Here is a 20473-nt window from a genome sequence, read left to right as displayed (position 1 = left end):
GATCATGGCGCTTTCCAAAGGTGATGAATTCCCGATCCACCAGACGGCCGAACCGGTCGCCTACGCAGGCACGGACCGGAATTTCTACGATCGCTATTTCTTCAATGGCTATGCGCCCGACGGGAGCGGCTTCTTCGCGCTGGCATTCGGGGTCTATCCGCACCTGGATGTCGCCGATGCGCATTTCAGCTTCATCCGTGGCGACACCCAATATTGCCTACACGCCAGCGCCGAAATGGGGATGGAGCGGATGTCGATGCGGGTCGGCCCGATTGCGATCGAGGTGATCGAACCGCTCCATGCCCTCAAGGTTACCATCGACGAGACGGAGGATATCGCGGGCGAGTTTACCTTCACCGGACGCGCTTTCCCGATCGAGGAGCCGCGCTTCACCCACCGCATCGGACCGCGTGCCTTCATGGATTACACGCGCATGACCCAGAACGGCCATTACGAGGGCTGGATTTCACTCGATGGCGAGCGTCATGACATGGCGGAAGGGACCGCGGGAACGCGAGATCGCAGTTGGGGCGTCAGGCCTGTCGGCGCACGTGACCCGCAGCCTATGCCCGGGGCGCCGCTGCCGAGCTTTTTCTGGCAGTGGACGCCAATCAGCTTTCCGAACGGAAGCCTGTTCTTCCACGTCAATAACGACACGCAGGGCAGGGCGTGGAACACCCGCGCGGCCTGGGCGCCGGACGGGGCGGATGCGCAGGATATCGCGGAAGGCCACGGCAGCATGCGCACGCGGCTCCAGCCGGACACGCGCTGGCCGTCAGGCGGGACGCTTTCGCTTGCGGTCATGGGCGCGCCCGAACAGGTCACGTTCGACCCGCTCGGGCGGTTCCAGATGCGCGGGCTCGGATACACCCATCCGGAATGGAATCACGGCCTGCATCATGGCACCCTGGAGGTGGAGCGCGAGGACATCGCCCTCGATGCGCTCGACCCGCTCGCGCCCGAAAACCTGCATGTGCAGACGCTCGTCAGGGTATCCGGCAATGACGGCAGCGAAGGGATCGGCGTTTTCGAACAGCTGATCATCGGCCCATTCGCCCCGCTGGGGCTTACCGGCATGGTCGACGGGGCGTCCTAGGCTGCGAAGCGGCCCCGGAGATCGAGCAATGCGAGTGCTGCCTTCGCGGCTTCCCCGCCCTTGTCTTTCTTGGTCGGGTCGGCCCGCACGATAGCCTGCTCTTCGTTTTCGACCGTGATGATGCCGTTGCCGATTGCGATGCCATCCATGGTCAGCGCCATGATGCCGCGAGCGCTTTCGCCTGCCACGATTTCGAAGTGGTAAGTCTCGCCGCGGATGACCACGCCAATAGCGACGAAGCCGTCATAACGTCCGGTTTCGGCCGCCATGGCGATTGCACCGGGGATCTCGAGCGCGCCTGGAACGGTGAGTACCTCCACGCTGTGTCCGGCTGCCTCGAGCGCAGCTTTTGCACCTGCGACCAGCATGTCGTTCAGATGGTCGTAAAAGCGCGCTTCGACGATCAGGAAATTGGCCATGGGGTTCACTCCGGAATGGGCATGTGGTCGACGATATTGAGGCCGTAGCCCTCGATCGCGACGACGTTGGGTTGCGAATTGCTGAGCAGGATCATGTCCTCGACACCGAGGTCGGCAAGGATTTGCGAACCGATGCCGACATTACGTTCGGCCTCGCTTTCGCCGTAACCGGCGGCGGGACGCCCGGTGATGATCACGATCACGCCCGAGCCATGTTCGCCGACGGCCTGCATGGCGCGCTGCAGTGTGCGCTTGCGCGGCCCCGGCTTGCCAAGGACGTCATCGAAGATCGAAATCGGGTGTACGCGGGTGAGGGTAGGCGCGCCTTCCTTCACTTCGCCCTTCTGGAGGACATAGCTTTCGCTGCCGTCGACCGTGTTGCGGTACGTCAGCATGCGCCAAGCACCGCCGTAATCGGAATCGAACGTGTCTTCTGCAATCCGCTCGACCAGGTGGTCGTACCGCATGCGGTATTCGATCAGGTCGCGGATCGTGCCGATCTTCATGTCGTGCTTGCGCGCGAAGGTCACCAGGTCATCGAGCCGCGCCATGGTCCCGTCGTCCTTCATGATCTCGCAGATCACGCCAGAAGGATTGAGGCCGGCCAGACGCGAGATATCTACCGCAGCTTCGGTATGACCGGCACGGACGAGGACGCCGCCATCGCGTGCGGTGAGCGGGAAGACGTGGCCCGGCGTGACAATGTCGTCGGGGCCCTTGGTGGGGTCGATTGCGACCGAGACGGTGCGCGAGCGGTCTGCCGCGCTGATGCCGGTGGTCACACCCGTCTTGGCTTCGATGGAAATAGTGAAAGCGGTCTGCATGCTTTCCCGGTTGTCGCGGCTCATCGGCTCGAGGCCGAGCGCCTTCACGCGCTTCGTATCGAGCGAAAGGCAGATCAGCCCGCGACCGTGGGTTGCCATGAAGTTGATGGCATTGGGCGTCGCCATCTGCGCCGGGATGACCAGGTCGCCCTCGTTCTCGCGGTCCTCGTCATCGACCAGGATGAACATTCGGCCATTGCGGGCTTCGTCGATAATCTCTTCCGCGCCGACGATGACAGGCGTCTCGTCATTGGCTTCAAGGAAGGCCTCGAGCTTGCCGAGGGTTTCGGCCGTCGGGTTCCAACCTTCCTCGGTGCAGTCACGGAGCGTATTGGCATGGAGCCCGGCGGCGCGGGCGAGGCCGGCACGGGTCATGAGACCGTTGCCGACGATGGTGCGGACCTTTTCGATCGTGTTCATGCCTTGAGCGCCTATCACATCAGAATGTGACAGGCAATGATGTGACACATCGTATGTGATCAGCAGGGGTTAGGCGCACGAACAAGCGCCTGGCTGGATCATCTGGATGGGGAAAAATGGTGGACGCACTAGGGCTCGAACCTAGGACCCGCTGATTAAGAGTCAGCTGCTCTACCAACTGAGCTATGCGTCCACACTCACGGTCATTTCCGCGTTTCGCCCGGTGTTGCGGGCGGCCCCCGACTCGGGGGAGGCGCTCATATAGCGGCTGTCTCGACGAATAAAAGGGTCAAAATGCGATCAGGCCACATTGCGTCGTTTCATGGCTGCGAAACCTTCGAGCAGAAGGCGGATTTTCGCGCCGAAAGGATCGCTGGGATTGTCGACGATGTCGATGACCTTGCCGTATTCGAGCGTGCGCAGGGCGGCGAACGCTTCGTGGAGCGGCAGGCCCGTTACCTGGTGGATTTCCCAGACGGTGCTTTCCTGTCCGGTCCGGGAGCGCTCGCACACGCTTTCGAGTACTGCGCGGCAGGCGCCATCGCCTGCAAGATCGGCGATCGCAGCACAGTCTAATTCATCAATGTTGATCGGGCGTTCCGACGGAGCGCGATTTCGATCGGGCACGGTAATTCCCTTCGCGAATCATAACGCGCTCCCCCTTCGCTTGATTGGATAGTTTGAGGCAGATATATTCATGATTGGACGGATAAAGTCCCCTTGGTGGGTGACATCGTCCAAGGCCGTAGGTTAAATGCAGGAATTTGCAGCACATTTCGAGAAAATCGACGATGGCGAGGAGATCCTCGCATACGTATACGCGTTTGCCTCGGAACGTGGTGCTACGGCCCTGAGCTACCACTGCTTCCCGCGGTTCGAGACGCCCAACTCCGAGCGGACATTCGTACACGGCATAGGATTTCCGGAAGGTGCGCTGGAGACTTTCGTCGAGGAGGGGTTGATGAAAATCGACCCGGTACCTGCGCTCGTATTCGCAAATCCACCCATCCTTAGCTGGCACAAGGCTGTCGCCATGACCGCGGATGATCCGGTGGCCGTGAACTATTTCAAGCGTATGCGCGAATTCGGCCAGCTGAACGGCGTCAGCTTTTCGCTTTATGGACCACAGTCGCGCGATGGATATGCGGCGATGGTGTTCGAGAAGCCGCCAGGGGAAATGCCCGAAGGGTTGATAACTTTGCTTCACGGCATAATGCAGGCCGCGCACGTCAAGATTTGCCAGATCACGGTGCATGGCGAGGAAGCAGTGGATCTCTCCGAGCGCGAGCTGGAGGTCCTGCACTGGATGTCGTTGGGCAAGAGTGCCGCCAATATTGCGACGATCCTCTCGATATCGCCAGACACTGTGAAGACCTATGTGAAGCGCCTCTACGAGAAGCTCGGCGTGGGCGACAAGGTCGCCGCAACGGTCAAGGGACTAAGGCTCGGCCTGATCCACTTCTAGCAACCTAGGTTATCAGTCCCGTCCGCGGTGCGTTGCGGTTCCAGCGGTGCACCATCATCAGCACGCCGATGCAGATCATGTTGGTCATCATCGAACTGCCGCCGTGGCTGATGAAGGGCAGCGGAATGCCCACCACAGGAGCGAAACCCATCACCATCAAGAGGTTGATCGCGACGTAAAAGAAAATCGTCGCGGTCATCCCGGCCGCGAGCAGCTTTGAGAAGCGGTCATTCGCAGCGCGGGCGACCGACAGGCCCCAACGCAGGATCACCGCGAATGCGGCAAGAACGAAAAGGCCGCCGACGAATCCCCATTCCTCTGCCATGGTGGCGAACACGAAGTCGGTATGCGGTTCGGGCAAGTAATTGAGATGGCTCTGCGAACCCTCGTTGAAACCCTTGCCGAATATTCCCCCCGATCCGATCGCGATCTTGGATTGCGTGATCTGGTAGCCTTCGCCGAGCGGATCGCTTTCGGGATCGAGGAATGTCGTCACACGATCCTGCTGATAGGGCTGAAGCGCGAAGAAAAAGGCCAGGGGTATGGCCGCAAGGCCCGCTATTCCGGCAAATATGAACCACCTGATCGGCAATCCGGCCAAGAACATCACGACGCCGCCGCCGAAGGCGATCGCCAGCGAGGTGCCCAGGTCCGGCTGCAAGAGTACGAAGGCCATCGGCGCAAGGATAATCCCGCCCGCCGGCAGCAATGCGCGCCAGTTCGGGATCATGCCTACCGGGAGCGAGCCGTAGTAATGGGCAAGCGCCACCACGACGGCAGGTTTCATGAGCTCGGATGGCTGGAGACGGATCGGGCCGACTTCAAGCCAGCGCTGGCTACCACCGCCGACTTGCCCGACGATCTCCACCGCCATCAGCAACAGCAGGATCACGAGGTAGGCCGGATAGGTGAAGAAGCTGACCAGAGGCTTGGACAGGCGCGAGATCACCACCGCCATGGCGAAGAGCACGACAAAGCGGACCAGGTGGGATTTCGCGTAGAGATCGAAATTGCCGGCCGCTGCGGAGGTCAGCACGAGTGCGCCGAAGCCGATGAGCCCGAACAGCGGAAAGAGCATTTGCCACGGCTGCCGCGCAATCGGCTGCGGTACGATCCCGCTCATTGGCCGGAATCCTGCGCTGCCTCGTTTGCGGCTGCGGCTCCAGCCTGGCGCTCCGGAGTTTGGGCGGAGGGCGGAGCGCGGCTTATCTGGCTGCTCGTCTCGTCATCCTCGCGTCGCCGGTTGGTGCCTTCGGCCAGTTCCTTGTCGGGCCGTGCTGCAATCCTGGCTTCCGCCTCGACCTGGTCGAAGATGTCCTCGTCGCGTGTCGGGACCGGTGGAACCGAAGCGCCGGCCGCGGCTGCATAGGCACGGTACTTGGAATCGAGGCGTTGCTGTGCCGTACCGCCCCACTGTTCTTCCAGGGCACGCAGGGCTTCCATGCCCTTCGCCGGATCGAACAGGTAGGTCATCACATCGCGGGCGATCGGATAGGCAGAGCCCGACCCGCCGCCGTGCTCGATAACGACCGCGCCCGCATACTTGGGCTTGTCGAAGGGGGCGAAGAACACGAACAAGCCGTGGTCGCGATACTTCCACGGGCCGGTCTTGCCGTTTGAGATGCTGAGCGAAACGACCTGTGCGGTACCGGTCTTGCCGGCCATCTTGATATCATCGAAAGGCAGCCGCGCACGGCCTGCGGTACCCGGGCCGTTGACCACATCACTCATGGCCTGCCGAACGTATCCGATTTCCGCGTCACTGAAGGCGAAATGCTCGAACTTTGGCTTGTCTTCGGTCAGTCTCAGTCGCGGCATGACCCTGTCGCCCGTCGCGAGCCTTGCGCTCATAACTGCCAGCTGAAGCGGATTGACGAGATAATACCCTTGGCCGATCGACGAGTTGACCGTGTCATAGGGCTGCCACTCGCTGTCGCGCCGGCGTAGTTTCCATTCGGGTGAGGGGACGGTGCCGTAAAACTGGCTGGTCACGGGCAGATCGAACTCTTCACCCAATCCCATCTTGTGAGCCCACTCGGCGACTTTCTCGAAGCCGACCTGCTGGGCGAAATGATAGAAATAGCTATCGCAGCTCTGGTAAATCGCCTTCGCCATGTCGACGCGGCCGTGGTTGCTCCAGCAATTGAAGAAGCGATTGCCGATCCGGCGCCCGCCATTGCACATGATCGCCTCGTCGGGTCGCACACCCGCATCGAGGAACGCCATGCAATGCATCGGCTTGACGGTTGAGCCGGGCGGATAAAGCCCCTTCAGGACCTTGTTGCGCAGCGGCACGCGTTCATCGTCGCGCAGCATCGCATACTCGACGCGGCCGATGCCTTGAGAAAAGCTGTTCGGGTCGAAGCTCGGCATCGAGGACATGCACAGCACGTCACCCGTTTCGCAATCGAGCACCACGCATGACCCGCTTTCGAGACCGATGCGACGGGCGGCATAATCTTGCAGGGGGCCATCGATCGTGAGGCGGACCGGTTCGCCCTGGACGTCCTCGCGGGTCTCGAGATCGCGGACGATGCGGCCCGAGGCGGTTACCTCGACGCGCCTTGCACCGGGCTTGCCCTGGAGGTCCTGCTCGAACTGTCGCTCGAGCGCGTCCTTGCCGATCTTGTAGCCGGGCGTGATCAGGATCGGGTCGGGGCGCTCCTCGTATTCCTCTGCCGATGCCGGTCCGACGTATCCCAGCAAATGCCCGACGCTCGGCCCGGTGGGATAGAAGCGCGAGAAGCCTCTTTGCGGCACGACGCCGGGCAGGTCCGGAAGGCGCACGCTGATGGCCGCGAACTGATCGTAATTCAGGCCGACCGCGATCTCGACAGGCTGGAAACCGCGCGCGTCATCGATGCGCTTGCTGATGTCGGCCACGGTCGTATCGGGCAGGTCGAGAATGTCGGCGAGAGCCGAGAGCGTCTGCTCCGGATCATTCATCCGGTCGGGGATGACGTCGACACGGAAGTCGGCGCGGTTGGAGGCGAGCGGGGCGCCGTTGCGGTCGAGAATCCAGCCCCGGCGCGGGGGAATGAGCGAGAGGTTTACACGGTTACTCTCGGATTCGAGCACCCAGCGCTCGTTCTCGGCAATGGCGATATAAGCCATGCGGGTGGCGAGGATGGTACCGATTCCGCCCATCGCCCCGCCGATCACGAAAGTACGCCGGTTGAAGGCGTTCTCGAGCGTGGTCTGGCTCACCAGCTCGCGCGGCTTCGCGCCGATCTTGCGACGTCCGAAGATACCCATCAGACGCGCTTCCAGCGCTTCAGGCGCAATTCGTCGAGCCGCGCAACGATGCGGGCGAGGATGGGAAACAGCAGGATTGAAAGGACAAGTTGGGGCACGAGAGCGACAAGCGAAGGTATGGAAGGAGTGGCGCCGGACAACAACCAGCCGAACAGCAGATAGCTCACGGTTAATATACCGGCGGTGAACCAATCCTGCCAGAAAGCGCGCCACGGGAGGCGCAGTTCGATGGCCTCGATCACCAGCATCGTCAACGACCATAGCAGGATTGCGAAGCCGAAGGGCTGGCCGCTGAACAGGTCATCGAACAGCCCGAGCGGGAAGCCTGCCCAGATAGGCAGCAGTCCGGGACGCACAAGTCTCCATCCGACCAGCATCAGGTAACCGAGCGGCGGCACCATGGGCAGGGCTGCCGCGATCGCGAATACCGGGAGGAGCGATGCCAGCATGATACTGGCCCAGGGAATGACGTTGGCGAGAAACGGCGAGTGCGAGCGATTGATCCTGCTGCCGTATGCGTCGCTTCGCGCGCGCGGATCGTTACGCTCCATCAGTCGCCCAGCTCTTCTTCGATCGGCGTGGTGGCCCCTTGGGCTGCCTCGGGTTCGAAGATCGGTTCGATGGCAACGAAGTCGGTCGCGGCAGGATCGCTGACGATGCGGGCAAGGCCGCCGTCATCGGTAAGCTCCGTCACGATCGCCACGGCAATACCGGGCGGGTAATATCCACCCGCGCCGCTGGTGACGAACATATCGCCGGGCCTGAGCGGGTTGATCCCGAGATTGATGAGCTTGATCCTGAGCAGGCTGTCACCGCGTCCTTCGGCAAAGGCGACGATCTCGTCGCCAGCCCTGCGGACCGGAAGCACGCTTTCGCTGTCTGTCAGCAGGAGTACGCGCGAGGAACTGCCGCCGGTTTCGAGGATGCGCCCGACCACGCCGCGCGGGCTGCGAACGGGCATGCCGACAGTGACACCGTCATCCGAACCTGCGCCGAGGTAGGCGAACCGGCGCGTGCTTGTGGAAGAGGAGCCGATTAGGCGGGCAACTGCAACGGGCGTGCGATCCTTGTCCTGCAGGTCCAGCAAGCCCTTCAGCCGAAGATTTTCCTGACGAATGGCCTCGGCTTCTTGCAGGCGGATTCGCGCCAGTTCCATCTCGCGGCGCAGTTCGGCATTCTTGGAGCCGGCCCGGTAGTAGCCGCTGATCGAGTCCCACAGGCCCTTCGATCCGGTTCGCGCCGCCGCGACGGTTTCTGTCGCTGGTGAGGCGGCATCCTGCGCCGCGCCTCTCGGACCTCCGAACAGCGTTGGCTGGAAAAAGGACAACCCAAGCAGGATGGCGCCCAGCAGGGCGCCGATCCCGGCAAGGATATAGCCGGTGAACAGATTGTACTGCGCCCGCTTGGAATAGCTGGAGCGCCGCTGGCCACTCGGCGCCATTGCCTGCCCCCTTGCCTTATGCTGTCATCAATACGCCGCGATAGATCGGATCTTCCATGGCCCGACCGGTGCCGATCGCAACACAGGACAGCGGATCTTCGGCGATGGTGACCGGCAGGCCGGTTTCCTCGCGCAGATATTCGTCGAGACCGCCGATAAGCGCGCCGCCGCCGGTCAGGACGATGCCCTGGTCGACGATGTCGGCCGCAAGTTCCGGCGCCGTGTTTTCAAGCGCAATACGCACGCCTTCGACAATTGCGCCGATCGGTTCGCTGAGGGCTTCGGCGATGTGGCCCTGGTTGATGGTGATTTCCTTGGGCACGCCGTTCACAAGGTCGCGGCCCTTCAGCGTGATGCTTTCGCCAACGCCGTCTTCGGGCGGGCGGGCCACACCGTAATCCTTCTTGATACGCTCGGCAGTGCTGTCGCCGATCAGCAGGTTGTGGTGTCGTCGGACATAGCTGACGATGGCTTCGTCCATCTTGTCGCCGCCGGTGCGGACCGAGGTGGTATAGGCGAGACCGCGCAGCGAAAGGACCGCAACCTCGGTGGTGCCGCCGCCGATGTCGACGACCATCGAGCCGACCGGTTCGGTCACGGGCATGTCCGCGCCGATGGCGGCTGCCATGGGTTCGAGGATCAGGTAAACCTGCGAAGCGCCGGCGTTCGATGCGGCGTCGCGGATTGCGCGGCGTTCGACCGAAGTCGAGCCCGAAGGCACGCAGATCGTGATTTCCGGATAGCGCATCAGGCTCTTGCGGCCGGTGACCTTCTTGATGAAGCTCTTGATCATCTCTTCGGCGACGTCGAGGTCGGCGATCACGCCGTCACGCAGCGGGCGGATGGCTTCGATGGAGTCGGGCGTCTTGCCCATCATCATCTTCGCATCGTCACCCACGGCCTTCACGCGCTTCATGCCGTTGATGGTCTCGAGCGCGACCACGCTCGGCTCGTTCAGCACGATGCCCTGATCCTGCACATAGACCAGCGTGTTGGCGGTACCGAGGTCGATCGCCATGTTCTGCACGCCGAATTTGAAGAGGTTGTTCCAGAAGCCCATTTTAGTTCGATTTTCCGTGTACTGCAGGGGTTGCGCAAAGGGTGAATCACGCCGCGTGCGCGCGCCCGGGGGGAAGCGGTGGCGGTGCTTTAGCTATATTACGCTCCGAAAGCCAAAAATTTCCGTAAAAGCTGCGGGGGAAAGTGACACGCATTGTCTCGGATTTCCGGCACTTCGCCGCTATACCGGGAAATCCATGCCACAAATACGCCGACTGCCCGATAATCTCGTCAATCGCATCGCCGCTGGCGAGGTGGTGGAGCGCCCCTCTTCGGCGCTCAAGGAACTGGTCGAGAATGCGATCGACGCGGGGGCTTCGCGGATCGCGATCAAGCTGGTCGAAGGTGGCCTGACGAGCCTCGAAGTGACCGATGACGGTTGCGGGATGACCCCGGATGAGATGGCGCTCGCGCTCGAACGTCACGCCACCTCGAAACTGCCCGACGAAGCTATCGAACAGGTCGCCACGCTCGGCTTTCGCGGCGAGGCACTGCCCAGCATCGCCAGTGTCGCGCGGTTCACCCTGGAAAGCCGGCCGCGCGGGGCCGATGATGGGTGGAAACGCATCGTCGATCATGGCGAACTGGTTTCGGAAGGACCGGCTGCCCTGCCACCCGGAACGCGCGTGCGGGTGGAGAACCTCTTCGGCAAGATACCCGCGCGCCGCAAGTTCCTGCGCACGCCGCGCAGCGAATACGCCGCCTGCCTCGACGTTGTGAAGCGCCTCGCAATGGCGCGGAGCGATGTCGCGATCACCCTGGATCATGGCGACAGGCGCATTCTCGGCCTCCAAGGCGGAGAAGGGCTGGCGAACCGCGTGGCGCAGGTTGTCGCTCGCGAACTCAAGGAAAACGGGGTCGCGATCGACCTCGACCGTGGCACAATGCGCTTGACGGGCATCGCCGGCCTGCCGACATACAATCGGGGTATCGCCGATCACCAGTATCTCTTCGTCAACGGACGTCCGGTGAAGGATCGCCTGCTGACCGGTGCTGTGCGCGGCGCCTATGCCGATATGCTCGCGCGTGACCGGCACGCCGTCCTCGCGCTGTTCCTGGAGCTTCCGCCCGAGGACGTGGATGTGAACGTGCATCCGGCGAAGACCGAGGTGCGGTTTCGCGATGCGCAAGGCGTGCGCGGTTTCATCGTCTCGGGGCTCAGGCAGGCGCTGGCGACCGGCGATCGCAGGAGCGCGCAATCTCCCGATGCGAGCGCCATGTCGCGCTGGCAACAGGAACCTGTGCGCGACGAGGCTTCGCCTGCGCTTCGCTCGATCTTCGAAAGCCGCGACTGGTCCGCTCCGCAAACGCGCGTGTCCGAGCCCGTACAGCCGTGGCGAGGAACGGAAGGCGGCGTGATGGCTGCGCCGCAAGGCCGTGCAGAAGAAGCTGCGCCGGTGGCCGCAGAAACACAGGATTTTCCGCTCGGCGTTGCACGCGGACAGGTTGCGAACACCTATATCGTGGCCGAGGCGAAGGACGGTCTGGTCCTCGTCGACCAACATGCCGCGCACGAGCGCCTTGTCCTCGAACGGTTGAAAGCAGCCGGAGCCGAGGAAGCCGTGGCGCGCAGCCAGGCGTTGCTGATCCCCGAGGTCGTCGAGTTGGACGAGACCAGCTGCGACCGCCTCGAGGAAGCAGCCGACACGCTCGCGAAGCACGGGCTTGCGATCGAACGTTTCGGTCCCTCGGCGATGCTGGTTCGCAGCCTGCCGCATGCGATCGCGCGTACCGATCCCGAAAAACTCCTGCGCGATATCGACGACGATCTCGCGCTCAACGGGGAGGCGCTGCACCTCGGTGAGAAGCTCGACCTGGTCCTTGCGACCATGGCGTGTCACGGCTCGGTCAGGGCGGGGCGGGTGCTGCGCGTTGACGAGATGAACGCCTTGCTGCGCGAGATGGAAAGAACGCCGCGTTCGGGCCAGTGCAACCACGGGCGGCCCACGTGGGTTAAGCTCTCGATGGAAGACGTCGAGAAGCTGTTCGGGAGACACTGATGCGACTGTTGGTGATGTCCGCCCTGCTTGTGCTTGGAGCATGCAGCGATGGGCCGAGCGAGGAAGAGCGACAGGCGGATGTCGCCGAGGTCGAGGCCAACCAGCAGCCGCCGGCCGAGGAGTTCGAGCCCGATCCCATTCGCTATCGGGAAATCGAGAAATACGACCTGTTCGGGGCCGGTTGCAGCTTTGCACCGGATGGCGGTGGCCTCGGCGCGGTGGCGATTGCCATGGCAGACGAGGGCTATATCATTCGCAATGGCGACCTGCTGCGCTTTGCGGCGGATACCGGGAGCCGCGAATTGCCCTATCTGGCGCGCAACAAATATACCGGGCTGGAGTACAGCTTCATCCTCGATCTCGAAGAAGAAGGCGGCGAGCAGAGCGGCTACGAGACCACCGATTACCGTGGTTCACTCGTGGTGAGAGATGCAAGCGACCGGGTGGTCTACGAGGCCGATGGCCTCGTCCAGTGCGGCGCCTGAACTAGTCCGAACCGCCCGGCTCGCGCGTGCGGATCAGGCCGTTCGAAACCATTTCGAGGACGATGTCGCCGTCCTGGTTGAAGGTCCGGATCAGGCTCTTGAAGATGCCCATTTCAGGCCGCGAGGCACTGCGGCGCTTTTCGATGACCTCGGTCTCGCAGCGCAGCGTGTCGCCGGGATAAACGGGCTTTTTCCAGCGCAACTGGTCCACGCCCGGTGAGCCGAGGCCGGCCGACTTCTCGCCTTTCATGTTCTCGACCATCATCGCCATGGTCATCGAACACGTGTGCCAGCCGCTGGCCGAGAGCCTGCCGAAATGGGTTTGTGCGGCAGCCTCGTCATCGAGATGGAAGGGTTGCGGATCGTATCTGGAGGCGAAGTCCATCACCTCTTCGCGAGTGACCTCGTACCGGCCGAATGCGCTCTTCGTGCCGACTTCGATATCTTCGTAGAACGTCATGGGCCGGGTGATGGCTCACACGATTGGTCGAAGCAACATCCAAATGCCCATGCCGACCATGGCAAGGTTTTCCGTCAGCGACACGAAGCCCAGCGGGACATTCCCGCTTCCGCCAACGCAGGCGCACTTGATGTCGCGCTTCTGGATGTAGACTGCGTAAAAGACGCTGACCGCGCCCACTGTCCCGATGAAGAGGGCAATGGGTATCGATAGCCATGGCAGGATGCGTCCGGCCATGAGGACCGCCGCCGTCGCCTCCAGGAAGGGATAGGCATAGGCGTATGGAACCCAGCGCCTGCCGAGAAGGTCATAGCCGACGAACATGCTCGAGAACTGTTCGACATCCTGCAATTTGAGCATGGCGAGCATCGCCATCGAAAACGCCACGAACCATTCGCCGGTCCGGATGGTGAAGGGCGCGTCGTAGACGAAAAAGCTGAGCGCGACGGCAAGGGCCGCGCCTACCGCGAATACGGCGAGTACGGGCGTGTAGCTCTTGTCGCCCGGCTTGCTCTTGTCGTAACCGAAGTGCTTGCGCAGGTCGGTGTAACCGCCGATCCGCTGGCCATCGATGAAGGTCTGCGGCGTGGTTTCCACGCCATGACCTTCCTTGAAGGCATCGGTCATCTCGCGCGTGGTGAGGTGGTTGTCTTCCACCTTGAAGCCTTCGCGCTTGAGCAACCACTTCGATTTGATGCCATAGGGACAGACATGCTTGTCCATCACCATGCGGTAGAGTTGTGCTGTCTTAGCCATGGCGTTGAAGTATACCCCCCTGGGGTATGATTCAAGGTCAGGCGCGGAAGGAAGGTACGCCCGCGCTCTTGTCCAGATCCGGAATGATCCGGTAGCGTGCAAGAACGAGGCTGAAGAGACCGAACAGCATGAGGCCGATCGCTGTCAGCGTGAAGACGAAACCATCGTCGGCAAGGCTCGCCACGGCATTGCCAAGCGATTTCACTTCGCTCGCGCCGCTCGACATGAAGCCCGCCTTGAACAGCGACCAGCCGATCACCGTGTAGACTACGCCGCGGGCAAGATAGCCTGCGCCGCCCAGCCAGCGCGTCGCGGACGGGGCCTGGGCGCTGATGCGGTTCATGAACTCGCCGGTAATGCCCTTCTTCGCCTGGAAGATGGCCGCGAGGAAGAATGCGATGCCGAGGATGCCGAGCACGATGCCGCCAAACTCTACCGAAAGGACGCCGGAAGCCGCCTCCTGCGCGCCGCCGCCGCCAGAACCGCCCGAAGAACCCGAGCCGCTCGTGGCAAACTTGTACGCGGAGTAGGCAAGGACGATATGGGCAATCCCGCTACCGGCATGGCCGATGCGCTTGCCCCAGCCCTTGGCGTCGGAACCGTTGTTCTCGATATCGAACAGGGGCGAACAGAAGCGGAAAAGGGCGTAAGCCGTCAGTCCGACGACCATGATCCAGAGGATCGCCGTTCCGGCAGGATAATCCTTGATGGCCTGGAAAATTCCGTTCGTGCCCTCGGCGATCTTGTTGGCGCTTGTCAGCGCGATCAGGCCCAGCACGAAATAGAGGATTGCGCGGCTGAAATAGCCCACGCGCACCAGCCAGTTGAACTTTTCGGACTTGTCTACCACCGGAATACTCCCCTTGTTTGCATGCCTAACGGCAGGGGAGGGGTAAGCGTTCCGCCTTAGCTATCAATCGCTTGAAGAAAGGGCCGGTACCAGTGCGTCGATCGAGCCATCGGCCTTCTCTGCTTGGGGCAGGCCGACAAGGCGGCGCAGGAGCGGCGCGATGTCCGTGTTGTCGAAGATCGGCACAGTCGCGCCCTGTCGGAAAGCGGGGCCGTTTGCGATGAAGACGGCTTGCATTTCAGGCGCGAAACTGTCGTAGCCGTGGTTGCCTCCACTCCAGCTCGAACCCGATGCGGATCGCGCGATCGTCCAGCCGGTTTCCGGGAGGCAGAAGTAGGGCGGAATACGCTCGTGCGTTCCGTAGTTGTAGCGCGCGGGGATGTTCTCCTTCGCCCAGCAGGTCATGTGTTCATGATCTGCAAGGATCGCATCGCGGAACTCGGCTTCCTTGCCCTCGGCCGGTTCGAAGGTCGCATAGGCACCGGCTTCCACAAGCCGGTACAGCGAGCTGTCGAACAGTTCGTCGAGCGCGATGACACGCTCAGAACTGGTCGGGGCCATGCCATGATCCGACACGATGACGAGATTGGCGGGCTGGCCCAGCGCCTCAAGTCCATCGACCAGCATGGCGATATGGCTGTCGACATCGCGCAACGCGGTGTCGATTTCCTCACCGATAGGGCCGGCATCATGACCGGCGCTGTCGACCGTATCGAAATAGAGCGTCACGAATTCGGGGCGGATTTCTGCCGGACGGCGCAGCCAGTCGAGCACCGAGTTCACGCGCTGCGTGTTGGACACCTGCATCGAGAACTGCTGCCAGTCGCTCGGCAGGATACCGTCCGTCACCGGCCCATAACGCACGGCGGTACCGCCCCAGGGGACGGCAGAGCCGGGCCAGAACATCGCGGCGCTGCGAATGCCGGCTTCCTCGGCCTCCACCCAGACGGGCTTGGCCTCGCTCCACCAATAAGGATCGACCGTCGCCATCGTGAACGGCTCTGCCGGTTTGCCCTTGTCTTCCATTCGGTTGGCAGTGATGCCGTGATGGTCCGGCACGAGGCCGGTCACCAGCGTCCAGTGATTGGGGAAGGTCTTGGTCGGGAAAGAGGGGCGCATCGCAGCGCGCACACCGCCGTCCGCAAGCTTCGAAAGCGCCGGTGTAATGCCGCGATCGAGATAGCTGGGATGGAACCCGTCGATCGACACCAGGATCGTCACCGGTTCGCGTTCTTCCGCCTGCACTGCGGTAGAGGCACTTTCGACCTGCGGTGCACATGCCGGAAGCGTAACTGCCGCTGCCAGGGCGAGCGCGGTGACGAGGTTCTTCATTGCTGGCCCTCCTGCCGGGATCAGACGTTGAACTTGAACAGCATGACGTCGCCGTCCTGCACGAGATATTCCTTGCCTTCCTGACGCAGCTTCCCCGCTTCGCGCGCGCCGCTTTCACCGCCCAAGGCAACGAAATCGTCGTAGGCGATGGTTTCGGCGCGGATGAAGCCGCGTTCGAAATCGGTGTGGATTTCGCCGGCTGCCTGCGGGGCCTTGGCGCCTTCGGGGAAGGTCCATGCGCGGGCCTCCTTCGGGCCGGCGGTGAAGAAGGTGTTGAGGCCGAGCAGCTTGTAGCCCGCCTTGATCACACGGCTGAGGCCGCTTTCTTCCAGCCCCAGTTCGGCGAGATATTCCGCGCGATCTTCGGCATCCATCGCGACCAGTTCGCTTTCGATGGCCGCCGATACGACAACAGCCTGTGCGCCCTCGGCTTCGGCCTTCTTGAAGACAAGTTCGGAGAAGGCATTGCCCTTGGCCGCGTCTTCCTCGCCGACGTTGCAGACGTAGAGAACCGGCTTTGCGGTGAGGAGCTGCGCTTGGCGCAGGACGCGCGCTTCTTCTTCATCATTCGGTTCGGTGAGGCGGGCGGGCTTGCCGTCACGCAGGAGCTGGAGGGCCTGTCCAAGGACACTGGCGATGATCTTGGATTCCTTGTCGCCCGCCGTTGCGCGCTTTTCGGCAGCCGGAACGCGCTTTTCGAGGCTTTCGAGGTCGGAGAGCATAAGCTCGGTCTCGACTACTTCGGCATCGGTGATCGGATCGACCTTGTTGGCGACGTGCTGAATGTCGTCGTCCTCGAAGCAGCGCAGAACATGGACGATCGCGTCCACCTCGCGGATGTTGCCGAGGAACTGGTTGCCGAGGCCTTCGCCCTGGCTCGCGCCCTTAACGAGGCCCGCGATATCGACGAAGGCGAGCTGCGTCGGGATGATCTTGGCCGAACCCGCAATTGCGGCGATCTTGTCGAGACGTTCGTCAGGTACGGAAACCTGGCCCACGTTCGGTTCGATCGTGCAGAACGGATAGTTCGCAGCCTGCGCGGCCTGCGTCTCGGTCAGTGCATTGAAAAGGGTGGACTTGCCGACATTCGGCAGTCCGACGATCCCGCAACGGAAACCCATCGATTACTCCGGAAAAAATGTGTTGGCCGCGCCCTTAGCGCCGGTGCGCGCCGAATGCCAGAGGATCAGACGTTGTGGACCGCCTTGATCATCGGCCCGTAGGGACTTTCGCCGAGCCAAGCGAGCTGCACCTTGGCGCTGACCTCGTTGATCGGGACCTGCGGCTTGGGTCCGGGGTGGACCGGTCTGCGGAGCGGCCGGGTGCCCGGCGGCATTGCGATGATCGCGGCGATGGCATTGGGTACATCCATCGGATCGGTTTTCCCGCCTCCTGCGCCGCTTTGGCGCAATTGCTCGATCATCGCGGGATAGCCTGCAAGATGCTTGTCGTCGGCGCGCTCGAGCAGTTCCATGGTGAGCCGGTTGGCATTGTCCCAGATCTTGGTCGGGTAGCCGCCCGGCTCGATGATCGTGACGTCGATATTGTGAGGCACCAGCTCGTAAGCCATTTGCTCGCTCATGGCCTCGAGTGCGAATTTCGTAGGCGAATACTGGCCGAAACCCGGCACCATGACGCGGCCGAGCTGGGATGTGACATTGAAGATCTGTCCCGACTTGCGTGCGCGCATCGCGGGGAGGGCGGCTCTTGCCAGACGGTGCGGGCCATATACGTTCGTGTCGAAAAGCATCTTGGTCGCCGCCATGTCCTGGATCTCGATGGGACCTGCGGTGGAGATGCCGGCATTGTTGACGAGCACGTCGATACCGCCACCCGCTATGCGCTCCGCTTCGGCAACGCCGGCCGCGACCTGCGCATCGTCGGTGACGTCGATCTCGATCACGTGAAGATCGAGCGACTCGTCCTGGGCGAGGGTGCGAAGTTCCTCGGCTTCTGGACGCGGAAGGTTCCGCATGGTTGCAAAGACCTTTGCACCCTTGCGTGCGAAGTCCTCCGCCATCAGCCTGCCGAAACCCGAAGAACAGCCGGTTATGAGGACGCTTTTGCCCGACATGTCTGCCGGGGGCTTGAGCATGTCGTCCTGAGCGGCGCGGGCTGCGACTGCGACAACTCCGGTCGCGGCGGCTCCAGCGAGCAGGGTGCGTCGGTTGATCTGGGGCATGTGCGGGTCTCCTGTGTTGGATGACCCTTACCAGATCAATCCTGCATGCGCAGCGCCACATCGTTCATGAAGCGCGCATCGTCTCCCTTGGCGAGCCACTCGGCCTCTGCGCCGATTGCGCCCAGCATATCGGCAAGGTCGTCCATCTCGCTCTTGGCGTAATTGCCGAGGACATGGCCGGTGACCCGATCCTTGCTGCCGGGATGGCCGATGCCGATCCGTACGCGGCGGAAATCGGGGCCGAGATGCTGGTTGATCGAGCGCAGGCCATTGTGACCTGCAAGCCCGCCTCCGCGGCGGACCTTGACCTTGAACGGCGCGAGGTCGAGCTCGTCATGGAAGACGGTAAGGTCCTCGATATCGAGCTTGTAGAAGCGCGTGGCTTCGCCGACGGCGCGGCCGCTCTCGTTCATGAAGGTCGCCGGCTTCAGCAGGACGATTTTCTCCGTCCCGATGCGCCCTTCCTGCACCCAGCCGGAGAATTTCTTCTGCACCGGGCCGAAGCCGTGCATCTCGGCAATCGTATCGCACACGATGAAACCGATATTGTGCCGGTGCATCGCATATTGCGGTCCGGGATTTCCAAGGCCTGTCCAGATCTGCATTCGCGCCCTCTAGCGATAGCTTGCCTAAAAGCAAAACGCCGGCCTCTTGCGAGACCGGCGCCTTGGTGATTTCCGACAGGAAAGTGCGAATTAGTCTTCGCTCTTTTCTTCCTGCTCTTCGGCTGCGTCAGCGTCCGGACCCTGTTCGGTCGCAGCGACACCGTCTGCCGGTACTTCTTCCTCGCCTTCGCCTTCAGCGCCTTCGCTCTTCTTGAGCGCCGACGGAGCGACGAGGGTTGCGATGGTGAAGTCACGGTCGGTGATGGCGCTCTCGGCACCTTCCGGAAGCGTGACTTCGCTGATGTGGATCGAATCGCCGACTTCCTTGCCGGTGACGTCGATTTCGATTTCGCCCGGGATCTTGTCGTTTTCGCAAACGAGATCGAGTTCGTGACGGACAACGTTCAGCACGCCGCCCTTCTTGAGGCCCGGCGAGGCTTCTTCGTTGGTGAAGACCACGGGAACCTGGACTTCGATCTTGCCGCCCTTGGCGAGACGGAAGAAGTCGACATGCTCGGGGCGGTCGGAGACGGGGTGAAGCGACACGTCCTTGGGGAGGGTCTTGATCTTCTTGCCACCCAGCTCGATCGTGACGATCGAGTTCATGAAGTGGCCGGTGCCGAGCTGCTTGACCAGCTCCTTGGCTTCCACGTGGATCGTGATGGGTTCTTCCTTGCCGCCATAGATCACGGCGGGGACACGGCCTTCGCGACGCAGTGCACGGGAGGCTCCCTTGCCAGCCCGTTCGCGCGTCTCGGCCGGAAGTGTCAGAGCGTCGCTCATGTCGCTTACCTTTCGAATGCGTTTGATATCCTCGGTCCGCCACGCCTCCAGGGATGACCATGACGCCGAAGCGCGCGCCTATAGCGTGACCGTGGTGAAAAGCAAGCGCCCAGTTGCGCCTGCCGTTACTGGATGCGGCGGACGACGTAGCCGCGGGCTTCCAGGAAAGCCGGAAGTCCATCCGGCCCTACAAGATGCGCGGCGCCGACCGCTATCAGGGGGCGTTTCTCTTGCGCCAGCAACATGTCGAGCTGCGCGGCCCAGTAGCGATTGCGTTCGACGAGCAATGCCTCGCGCAGTTCGGGATCGCTCAGCATACCCTGGCGGCTGCGCGCTTCGAGAGTGTCGAGATCGCCGCTCTTCCAAGCCACGGCCAGCGCCTGAACGCCCTCGTCGCCGAGCGTCGCCTCTTCCACGACCGCGTTGAGCAGGTCGCGCTGCTCGGCTTCGGGAAGGTCATCGAAGATGGCGAGTTGCCGTTCCGGTCCCTCGAGCTCGCCAATGGGTTCATCAGCAAATTCGTCGATCAGGATACGATCGATCCCGTTCCGCGTGTCTCCGGTGCTTGCCGCGCGGGCAATCGCCAGCGCAGCCGCCCAGCTTTCAAGCCCGTCGAGTGCCGCGACGGACAGGTCCTTTTCGTCGGCAAATTCCTTGAAAGTATCGCGCAGGGCGGGGTCGAGGCGTGCGACCAGCCCCTGCTGCGGCGGTTCATCGGCGGAGATACGTCCGAAAAGCGCCGCAAGACCTGCGGTGTCATCAAGGCCGGCGGCCTCGACCACGAGGAAGTCGGCCTGTCCGGCGACCTTCTCGAACTCGGCAGAGCGCCAGGCAACATCGGCGGGGAGTGCGTGAATTGTCCCGTAGAGCCAGGCTTCGGTCTCTCCATCCGCATTCTCTACCTGCCAGAGCGCAGGATAGCCTTGCGCGAGCGATACTGCGGATGGTTCGTCCGGACTGTCGCACGATGCGAGCAGGAAGGCGGCCAGAAACGGAAAGAGGAAGCGTGCGGTCACGCTTCCTCTCTGCCAAGCCATCGCG

General features: G+C 62.4%; 21 protein-coding genes and 1 tRNA gene. 4 read left to right on the top strand and 18 right to left on the bottom strand.

The features are described 5' to 3' along the window. Nucleotides 1-4 precede the first annotated feature (4 nt). The gene (locus tag K3136_RS01890; RefSeq protein WP_221431244.1) at nucleotides 5-1096 is read left to right on the top strand and encodes an Rv3169 family protein; all 1092 of its coding nucleotides are present in this window, start codon (nucleotides 5-7) and stop codon (nucleotides 1094-1096) included. On the opposite strand, the gene ribH is transcribed toward K3136_RS01890, so the two are convergent. The 4 genes from ribH to K3136_RS01870 form a co-directional block, all read right to left on the bottom strand. Continuing rightward, nucleotides 1093-1515: a 6,7-dimethyl-8-ribityllumazine synthase gene (gene ribH / locus K3136_RS01885; RefSeq protein WP_221431243.1), complete on the bottom strand. Its 423-nt coding sequence runs from the start codon at nucleotides 1513-1515 to the stop codon at nucleotides 1093-1095. The two genes, K3136_RS01890 and ribH, sit on opposite strands and share 4 nt — an antisense overlap. Before the next feature lie 5 nt (nucleotides 1516-1520). Next, a complete protein-coding gene (ribB, locus tag K3136_RS01880) occupies nucleotides 1521-2759 on the bottom strand; it encodes a 3,4-dihydroxy-2-butanone-4-phosphate synthase (protein WP_221431242.1) in 1239 nt (412 codons plus the stop codon). Between the two features lie 117 nt (nucleotides 2760-2876). Next, nucleotides 2877-2952 (bottom strand) — tRNA-Lys (locus K3136_RS01875). 107 nt (nucleotides 2953-3059) lie between these two features. After that, nucleotides 3060-3386 (bottom strand): hypothetical protein, encoded by a 327-nt coding sequence (locus tag K3136_RS01870; protein ID WP_221431241.1) that lies wholly within the window; start codon nucleotides 3384-3386, stop codon nucleotides 3060-3062. Nucleotides 3387-3513: 127 nt separating this feature from the next. On the opposite strand from K3136_RS01870, the gene K3136_RS01865 reads away from it, so the two are divergent. Next, nucleotides 3514-4224, top strand: a complete 711-nt coding sequence (locus tag K3136_RS01865; RefSeq protein ID WP_221431240.1) for a helix-turn-helix transcriptional regulator — start codon at nucleotides 3514-3516, stop codon at nucleotides 4222-4224. 4 nt (nucleotides 4225-4228) lie between these two features. On the opposite strand, the gene rodA is transcribed toward K3136_RS01865, so the two are convergent. The 5 genes from rodA to K3136_RS01840 are packed head-to-tail and all read right to left on the bottom strand — an operon-like array spanning nucleotide 4229 to nucleotide 9980. Continuing rightward, nucleotides 4229-5347, bottom strand: a complete 1119-nt coding sequence (gene rodA, locus K3136_RS01860; RefSeq protein WP_221431239.1) for a rod shape-determining protein RodA — start codon at nucleotides 5345-5347, stop codon at nucleotides 4229-4231. Continuing rightward, on the bottom strand, nucleotides 5344-7479 hold the full coding sequence (gene mrdA / locus K3136_RS01855) for a penicillin-binding protein 2 (RefSeq protein ID WP_221431238.1): 2136 nt from the start codon (nucleotides 7477-7479) through the stop codon (nucleotides 5344-5346). Before mrdA ends, rodA begins: the two co-directional genes overlap by 4 nt. Beyond that, nucleotides 7479-8030: a rod shape-determining protein MreD gene (locus K3136_RS01850; protein ID WP_221431237.1), complete on the bottom strand. Its 552-nt coding sequence runs from the start codon at nucleotides 8028-8030 to the stop codon at nucleotides 7479-7481. The genes mrdA and K3136_RS01850 overlap by 1 nt, the downstream gene beginning before the upstream one ends. Beyond that, nucleotides 8030-8920: a rod shape-determining protein MreC gene (locus K3136_RS01845; protein ID WP_221431236.1), complete on the bottom strand. Its 891-nt coding sequence runs from the start codon at nucleotides 8918-8920 to the stop codon at nucleotides 8030-8032. The genes K3136_RS01850 and K3136_RS01845 overlap by 1 nt, the downstream gene beginning before the upstream one ends. A gap of 16 nt (nucleotides 8921-8936) precedes the next feature. Beyond that, on the bottom strand, nucleotides 8937-9980 hold the full coding sequence (locus K3136_RS01840) for a rod shape-determining protein (RefSeq protein ID WP_221431235.1): 1044 nt from the start codon (nucleotides 9978-9980) through the stop codon (nucleotides 8937-8939). A 196-nt stretch (nucleotides 9981-10176) separates the two neighbouring features. Between K3136_RS01840 and mutL the strand changes: the two genes are divergently transcribed. Together mutL and K3136_RS01830 are read left to right on the top strand one after the other, a co-directional pair. Then, the gene (gene mutL, locus K3136_RS01835) at nucleotides 10177-11979 is read left to right on the top strand and encodes a DNA mismatch repair endonuclease MutL (RefSeq protein ID WP_221431234.1); all 1803 of its coding nucleotides are present in this window, start codon (nucleotides 10177-10179) and stop codon (nucleotides 11977-11979) included. After that, on the top strand, nucleotides 11979-12464 hold the full coding sequence (locus tag K3136_RS01830) for a hypothetical protein (RefSeq protein WP_221431233.1): 486 nt from the start codon (nucleotides 11979-11981) through the stop codon (nucleotides 12462-12464). The genes mutL and K3136_RS01830 overlap by 1 nt, the downstream gene beginning before the upstream one ends. 1 nt (nucleotide 12465) lies before the next feature. On the opposite strand, the gene K3136_RS01825 is transcribed toward K3136_RS01830, so the two are convergent. The 9 genes from K3136_RS01825 to K3136_RS01785 form a co-directional block, all read right to left on the bottom strand. Then, nucleotides 12466-12924 (bottom strand): MaoC family dehydratase, encoded by a 459-nt coding sequence (locus K3136_RS01825; RefSeq protein ID WP_221431232.1) that lies wholly within the window; start codon nucleotides 12922-12924, stop codon nucleotides 12466-12468. Between the two features lie 15 nt (nucleotides 12925-12939). Continuing rightward, nucleotides 12940-13680: a MauE/DoxX family redox-associated membrane protein gene (locus K3136_RS01820; protein WP_221431231.1), complete on the bottom strand. Its 741-nt coding sequence runs from the start codon at nucleotides 13678-13680 to the stop codon at nucleotides 12940-12942. 37 nt (nucleotides 13681-13717) lie between these two features. After that, nucleotides 13718-14530 carry a DUF1206 domain-containing protein gene (locus K3136_RS01815; RefSeq protein ID WP_221431230.1) on the bottom strand — a complete coding sequence of 271 codons (813 nt, stop codon included), beginning with the start codon at nucleotides 14528-14530 and terminating at the stop codon, nucleotides 13718-13720. A 63-nt stretch (nucleotides 14531-14593) separates the two neighbouring features. Next, entirely contained in the window at nucleotides 14594-15862 is a 1269-nt protein-coding gene (locus K3136_RS01810) for an alkaline phosphatase family protein (protein WP_221431229.1), read from the bottom strand. 20 nt (nucleotides 15863-15882) lie between these two features. Further along, nucleotides 15883-16983, bottom strand: a complete 1101-nt coding sequence (gene ychF / locus K3136_RS01805; RefSeq protein WP_221431228.1) for a redox-regulated ATPase YchF — start codon at nucleotides 16981-16983, stop codon at nucleotides 15883-15885. Between the two features lie 65 nt (nucleotides 16984-17048). Then, nucleotides 17049-18044, bottom strand: coding sequence for an SDR family oxidoreductase (locus K3136_RS01800; RefSeq protein ID WP_221431227.1), 996 nt, complete (start codon nucleotides 18042-18044; stop codon nucleotides 17049-17051). A gap of 35 nt (nucleotides 18045-18079) precedes the next feature. Continuing rightward, nucleotides 18080-18649: an aminoacyl-tRNA hydrolase gene (gene pth / locus K3136_RS01795; RefSeq protein WP_221431226.1), complete on the bottom strand. Its 570-nt coding sequence runs from the start codon at nucleotides 18647-18649 to the stop codon at nucleotides 18080-18082. 90 nt (nucleotides 18650-18739) lie between these two features. Further along, nucleotides 18740-19432 (bottom strand): 50S ribosomal protein L25/general stress protein Ctc, encoded by a 693-nt coding sequence (locus K3136_RS01790; protein ID WP_221431225.1) that lies wholly within the window; start codon nucleotides 19430-19432, stop codon nucleotides 18740-18742. Nucleotides 19433-19557: 125 nt separating this feature from the next. Next, on the bottom strand, nucleotides 19558-20448 hold the full coding sequence (locus tag K3136_RS01785; RefSeq protein ID WP_221431224.1) for a TraB/GumN family protein: 891 nt from the start codon (nucleotides 20446-20448) through the stop codon (nucleotides 19558-19560). Nucleotides 20449-20473 lie beyond the last annotated feature (25 nt).

The sequence above is a fragment of the Qipengyuania gelatinilytica genome (assembly GCF_019711315.1).
In the GTDB taxonomy this organism is placed as follows: domain Bacteria; phylum Pseudomonadota; class Alphaproteobacteria; order Sphingomonadales; family Sphingomonadaceae; genus Qipengyuania; species Qipengyuania gelatinilytica.
Note: the sequence above shows the minus strand (reverse complement) of the source record. Positions and strands in the feature narration are given on the sequence as shown.

Excerpts from the sequence above, each read along its gene's own strand:
- K3136_RS01850 (WP_221431237.1), bottom strand. The coding sequence starts at position 8,030 with ATGGAGCGTAACGATCCGCGCGCGCGAAGCGACGCATACGGCAGCAGG.
- K3136_RS01800 (WP_221431227.1), bottom strand. The coding sequence starts at position 18,044 with ATGCCCCAGATCAACCGACGCACCCTGCTCGCTGGAGCCGCCGCGACC.
- ribH (WP_221431243.1), bottom strand. The coding sequence starts at position 1,515 with ATGGCCAATTTCCTGATCGTCGAAGCGCGCTTTTACGACCATCTGAAC.
- K3136_RS01840 (WP_221431235.1), bottom strand. The coding sequence starts at position 9,980 with ATGGGCTTCTGGAACAACCTCTTCAAATTCGGCGTGCAGAACATGGCG.
- pth (WP_221431226.1), bottom strand. The coding sequence starts at position 18,649 with ATGCAGATCTGGACAGGCCTTGGAAATCCCGGACCGCAATATGCGATG.
- rodA (WP_221431239.1), bottom strand. The coding sequence starts at position 5,347 with ATGAGCGGGATCGTACCGCAGCCGATTGCGCGGCAGCCGTGGCAAATG.
- mutL (WP_221431234.1), top strand. The coding sequence starts at position 10,177 with ATGCCACAAATACGCCGACTGCCCGATAATCTCGTCAATCGCATCGCC.
- K3136_RS01790 (WP_221431225.1), bottom strand. The coding sequence starts at position 19,432 with ATGAGCGACGCTCTGACACTTCCGGCCGAGACGCGCGAACGGGCTGGC.
- K3136_RS01820 (WP_221431231.1), bottom strand. The coding sequence starts at position 13,680 with ATGGCTAAGACAGCACAACTCTACCGCATGGTGATGGACAAGCATGTC.
- K3136_RS01845 (WP_221431236.1), bottom strand. The coding sequence starts at position 8,920 with ATGGCGCCGAGTGGCCAGCGGCGCTCCAGCTATTCCAAGCGGGCGCAG.
- mrdA (WP_221431238.1), bottom strand. The coding sequence starts at position 7,479 with ATGGGTATCTTCGGACGTCGCAAGATCGGCGCGAAGCCGCGCGAGCTG.
- K3136_RS01810 (WP_221431229.1), bottom strand. The coding sequence starts at position 15,862 with ATGAAGAACCTCGTCACCGCGCTCGCCCTGGCAGCGGCAGTTACGCTT.
- K3136_RS01865 (WP_221431240.1), top strand. The coding sequence starts at position 3,514 with ATGCAGGAATTTGCAGCACATTTCGAGAAAATCGACGATGGCGAGGAG.
- ychF (WP_221431228.1), bottom strand. The coding sequence starts at position 16,983 with ATGGGTTTCCGTTGCGGGATCGTCGGACTGCCGAATGTCGGCAAGTCC.
- K3136_RS01830 (WP_221431233.1), top strand. The coding sequence starts at position 11,979 with ATGCGACTGTTGGTGATGTCCGCCCTGCTTGTGCTTGGAGCATGCAGC.
- ribB (WP_221431242.1), bottom strand. The coding sequence starts at position 2,759 with ATGAACACGATCGAAAAGGTCCGCACCATCGTCGGCAACGGTCTCATG.
- K3136_RS01890 (WP_221431244.1), top strand. The coding sequence starts at position 5 with ATGGCGCTTTCCAAAGGTGATGAATTCCCGATCCACCAGACGGCCGAA.
- K3136_RS01825 (WP_221431232.1), bottom strand. The coding sequence starts at position 12,924 with ATGACGTTCTACGAAGATATCGAAGTCGGCACGAAGAGCGCATTCGGC.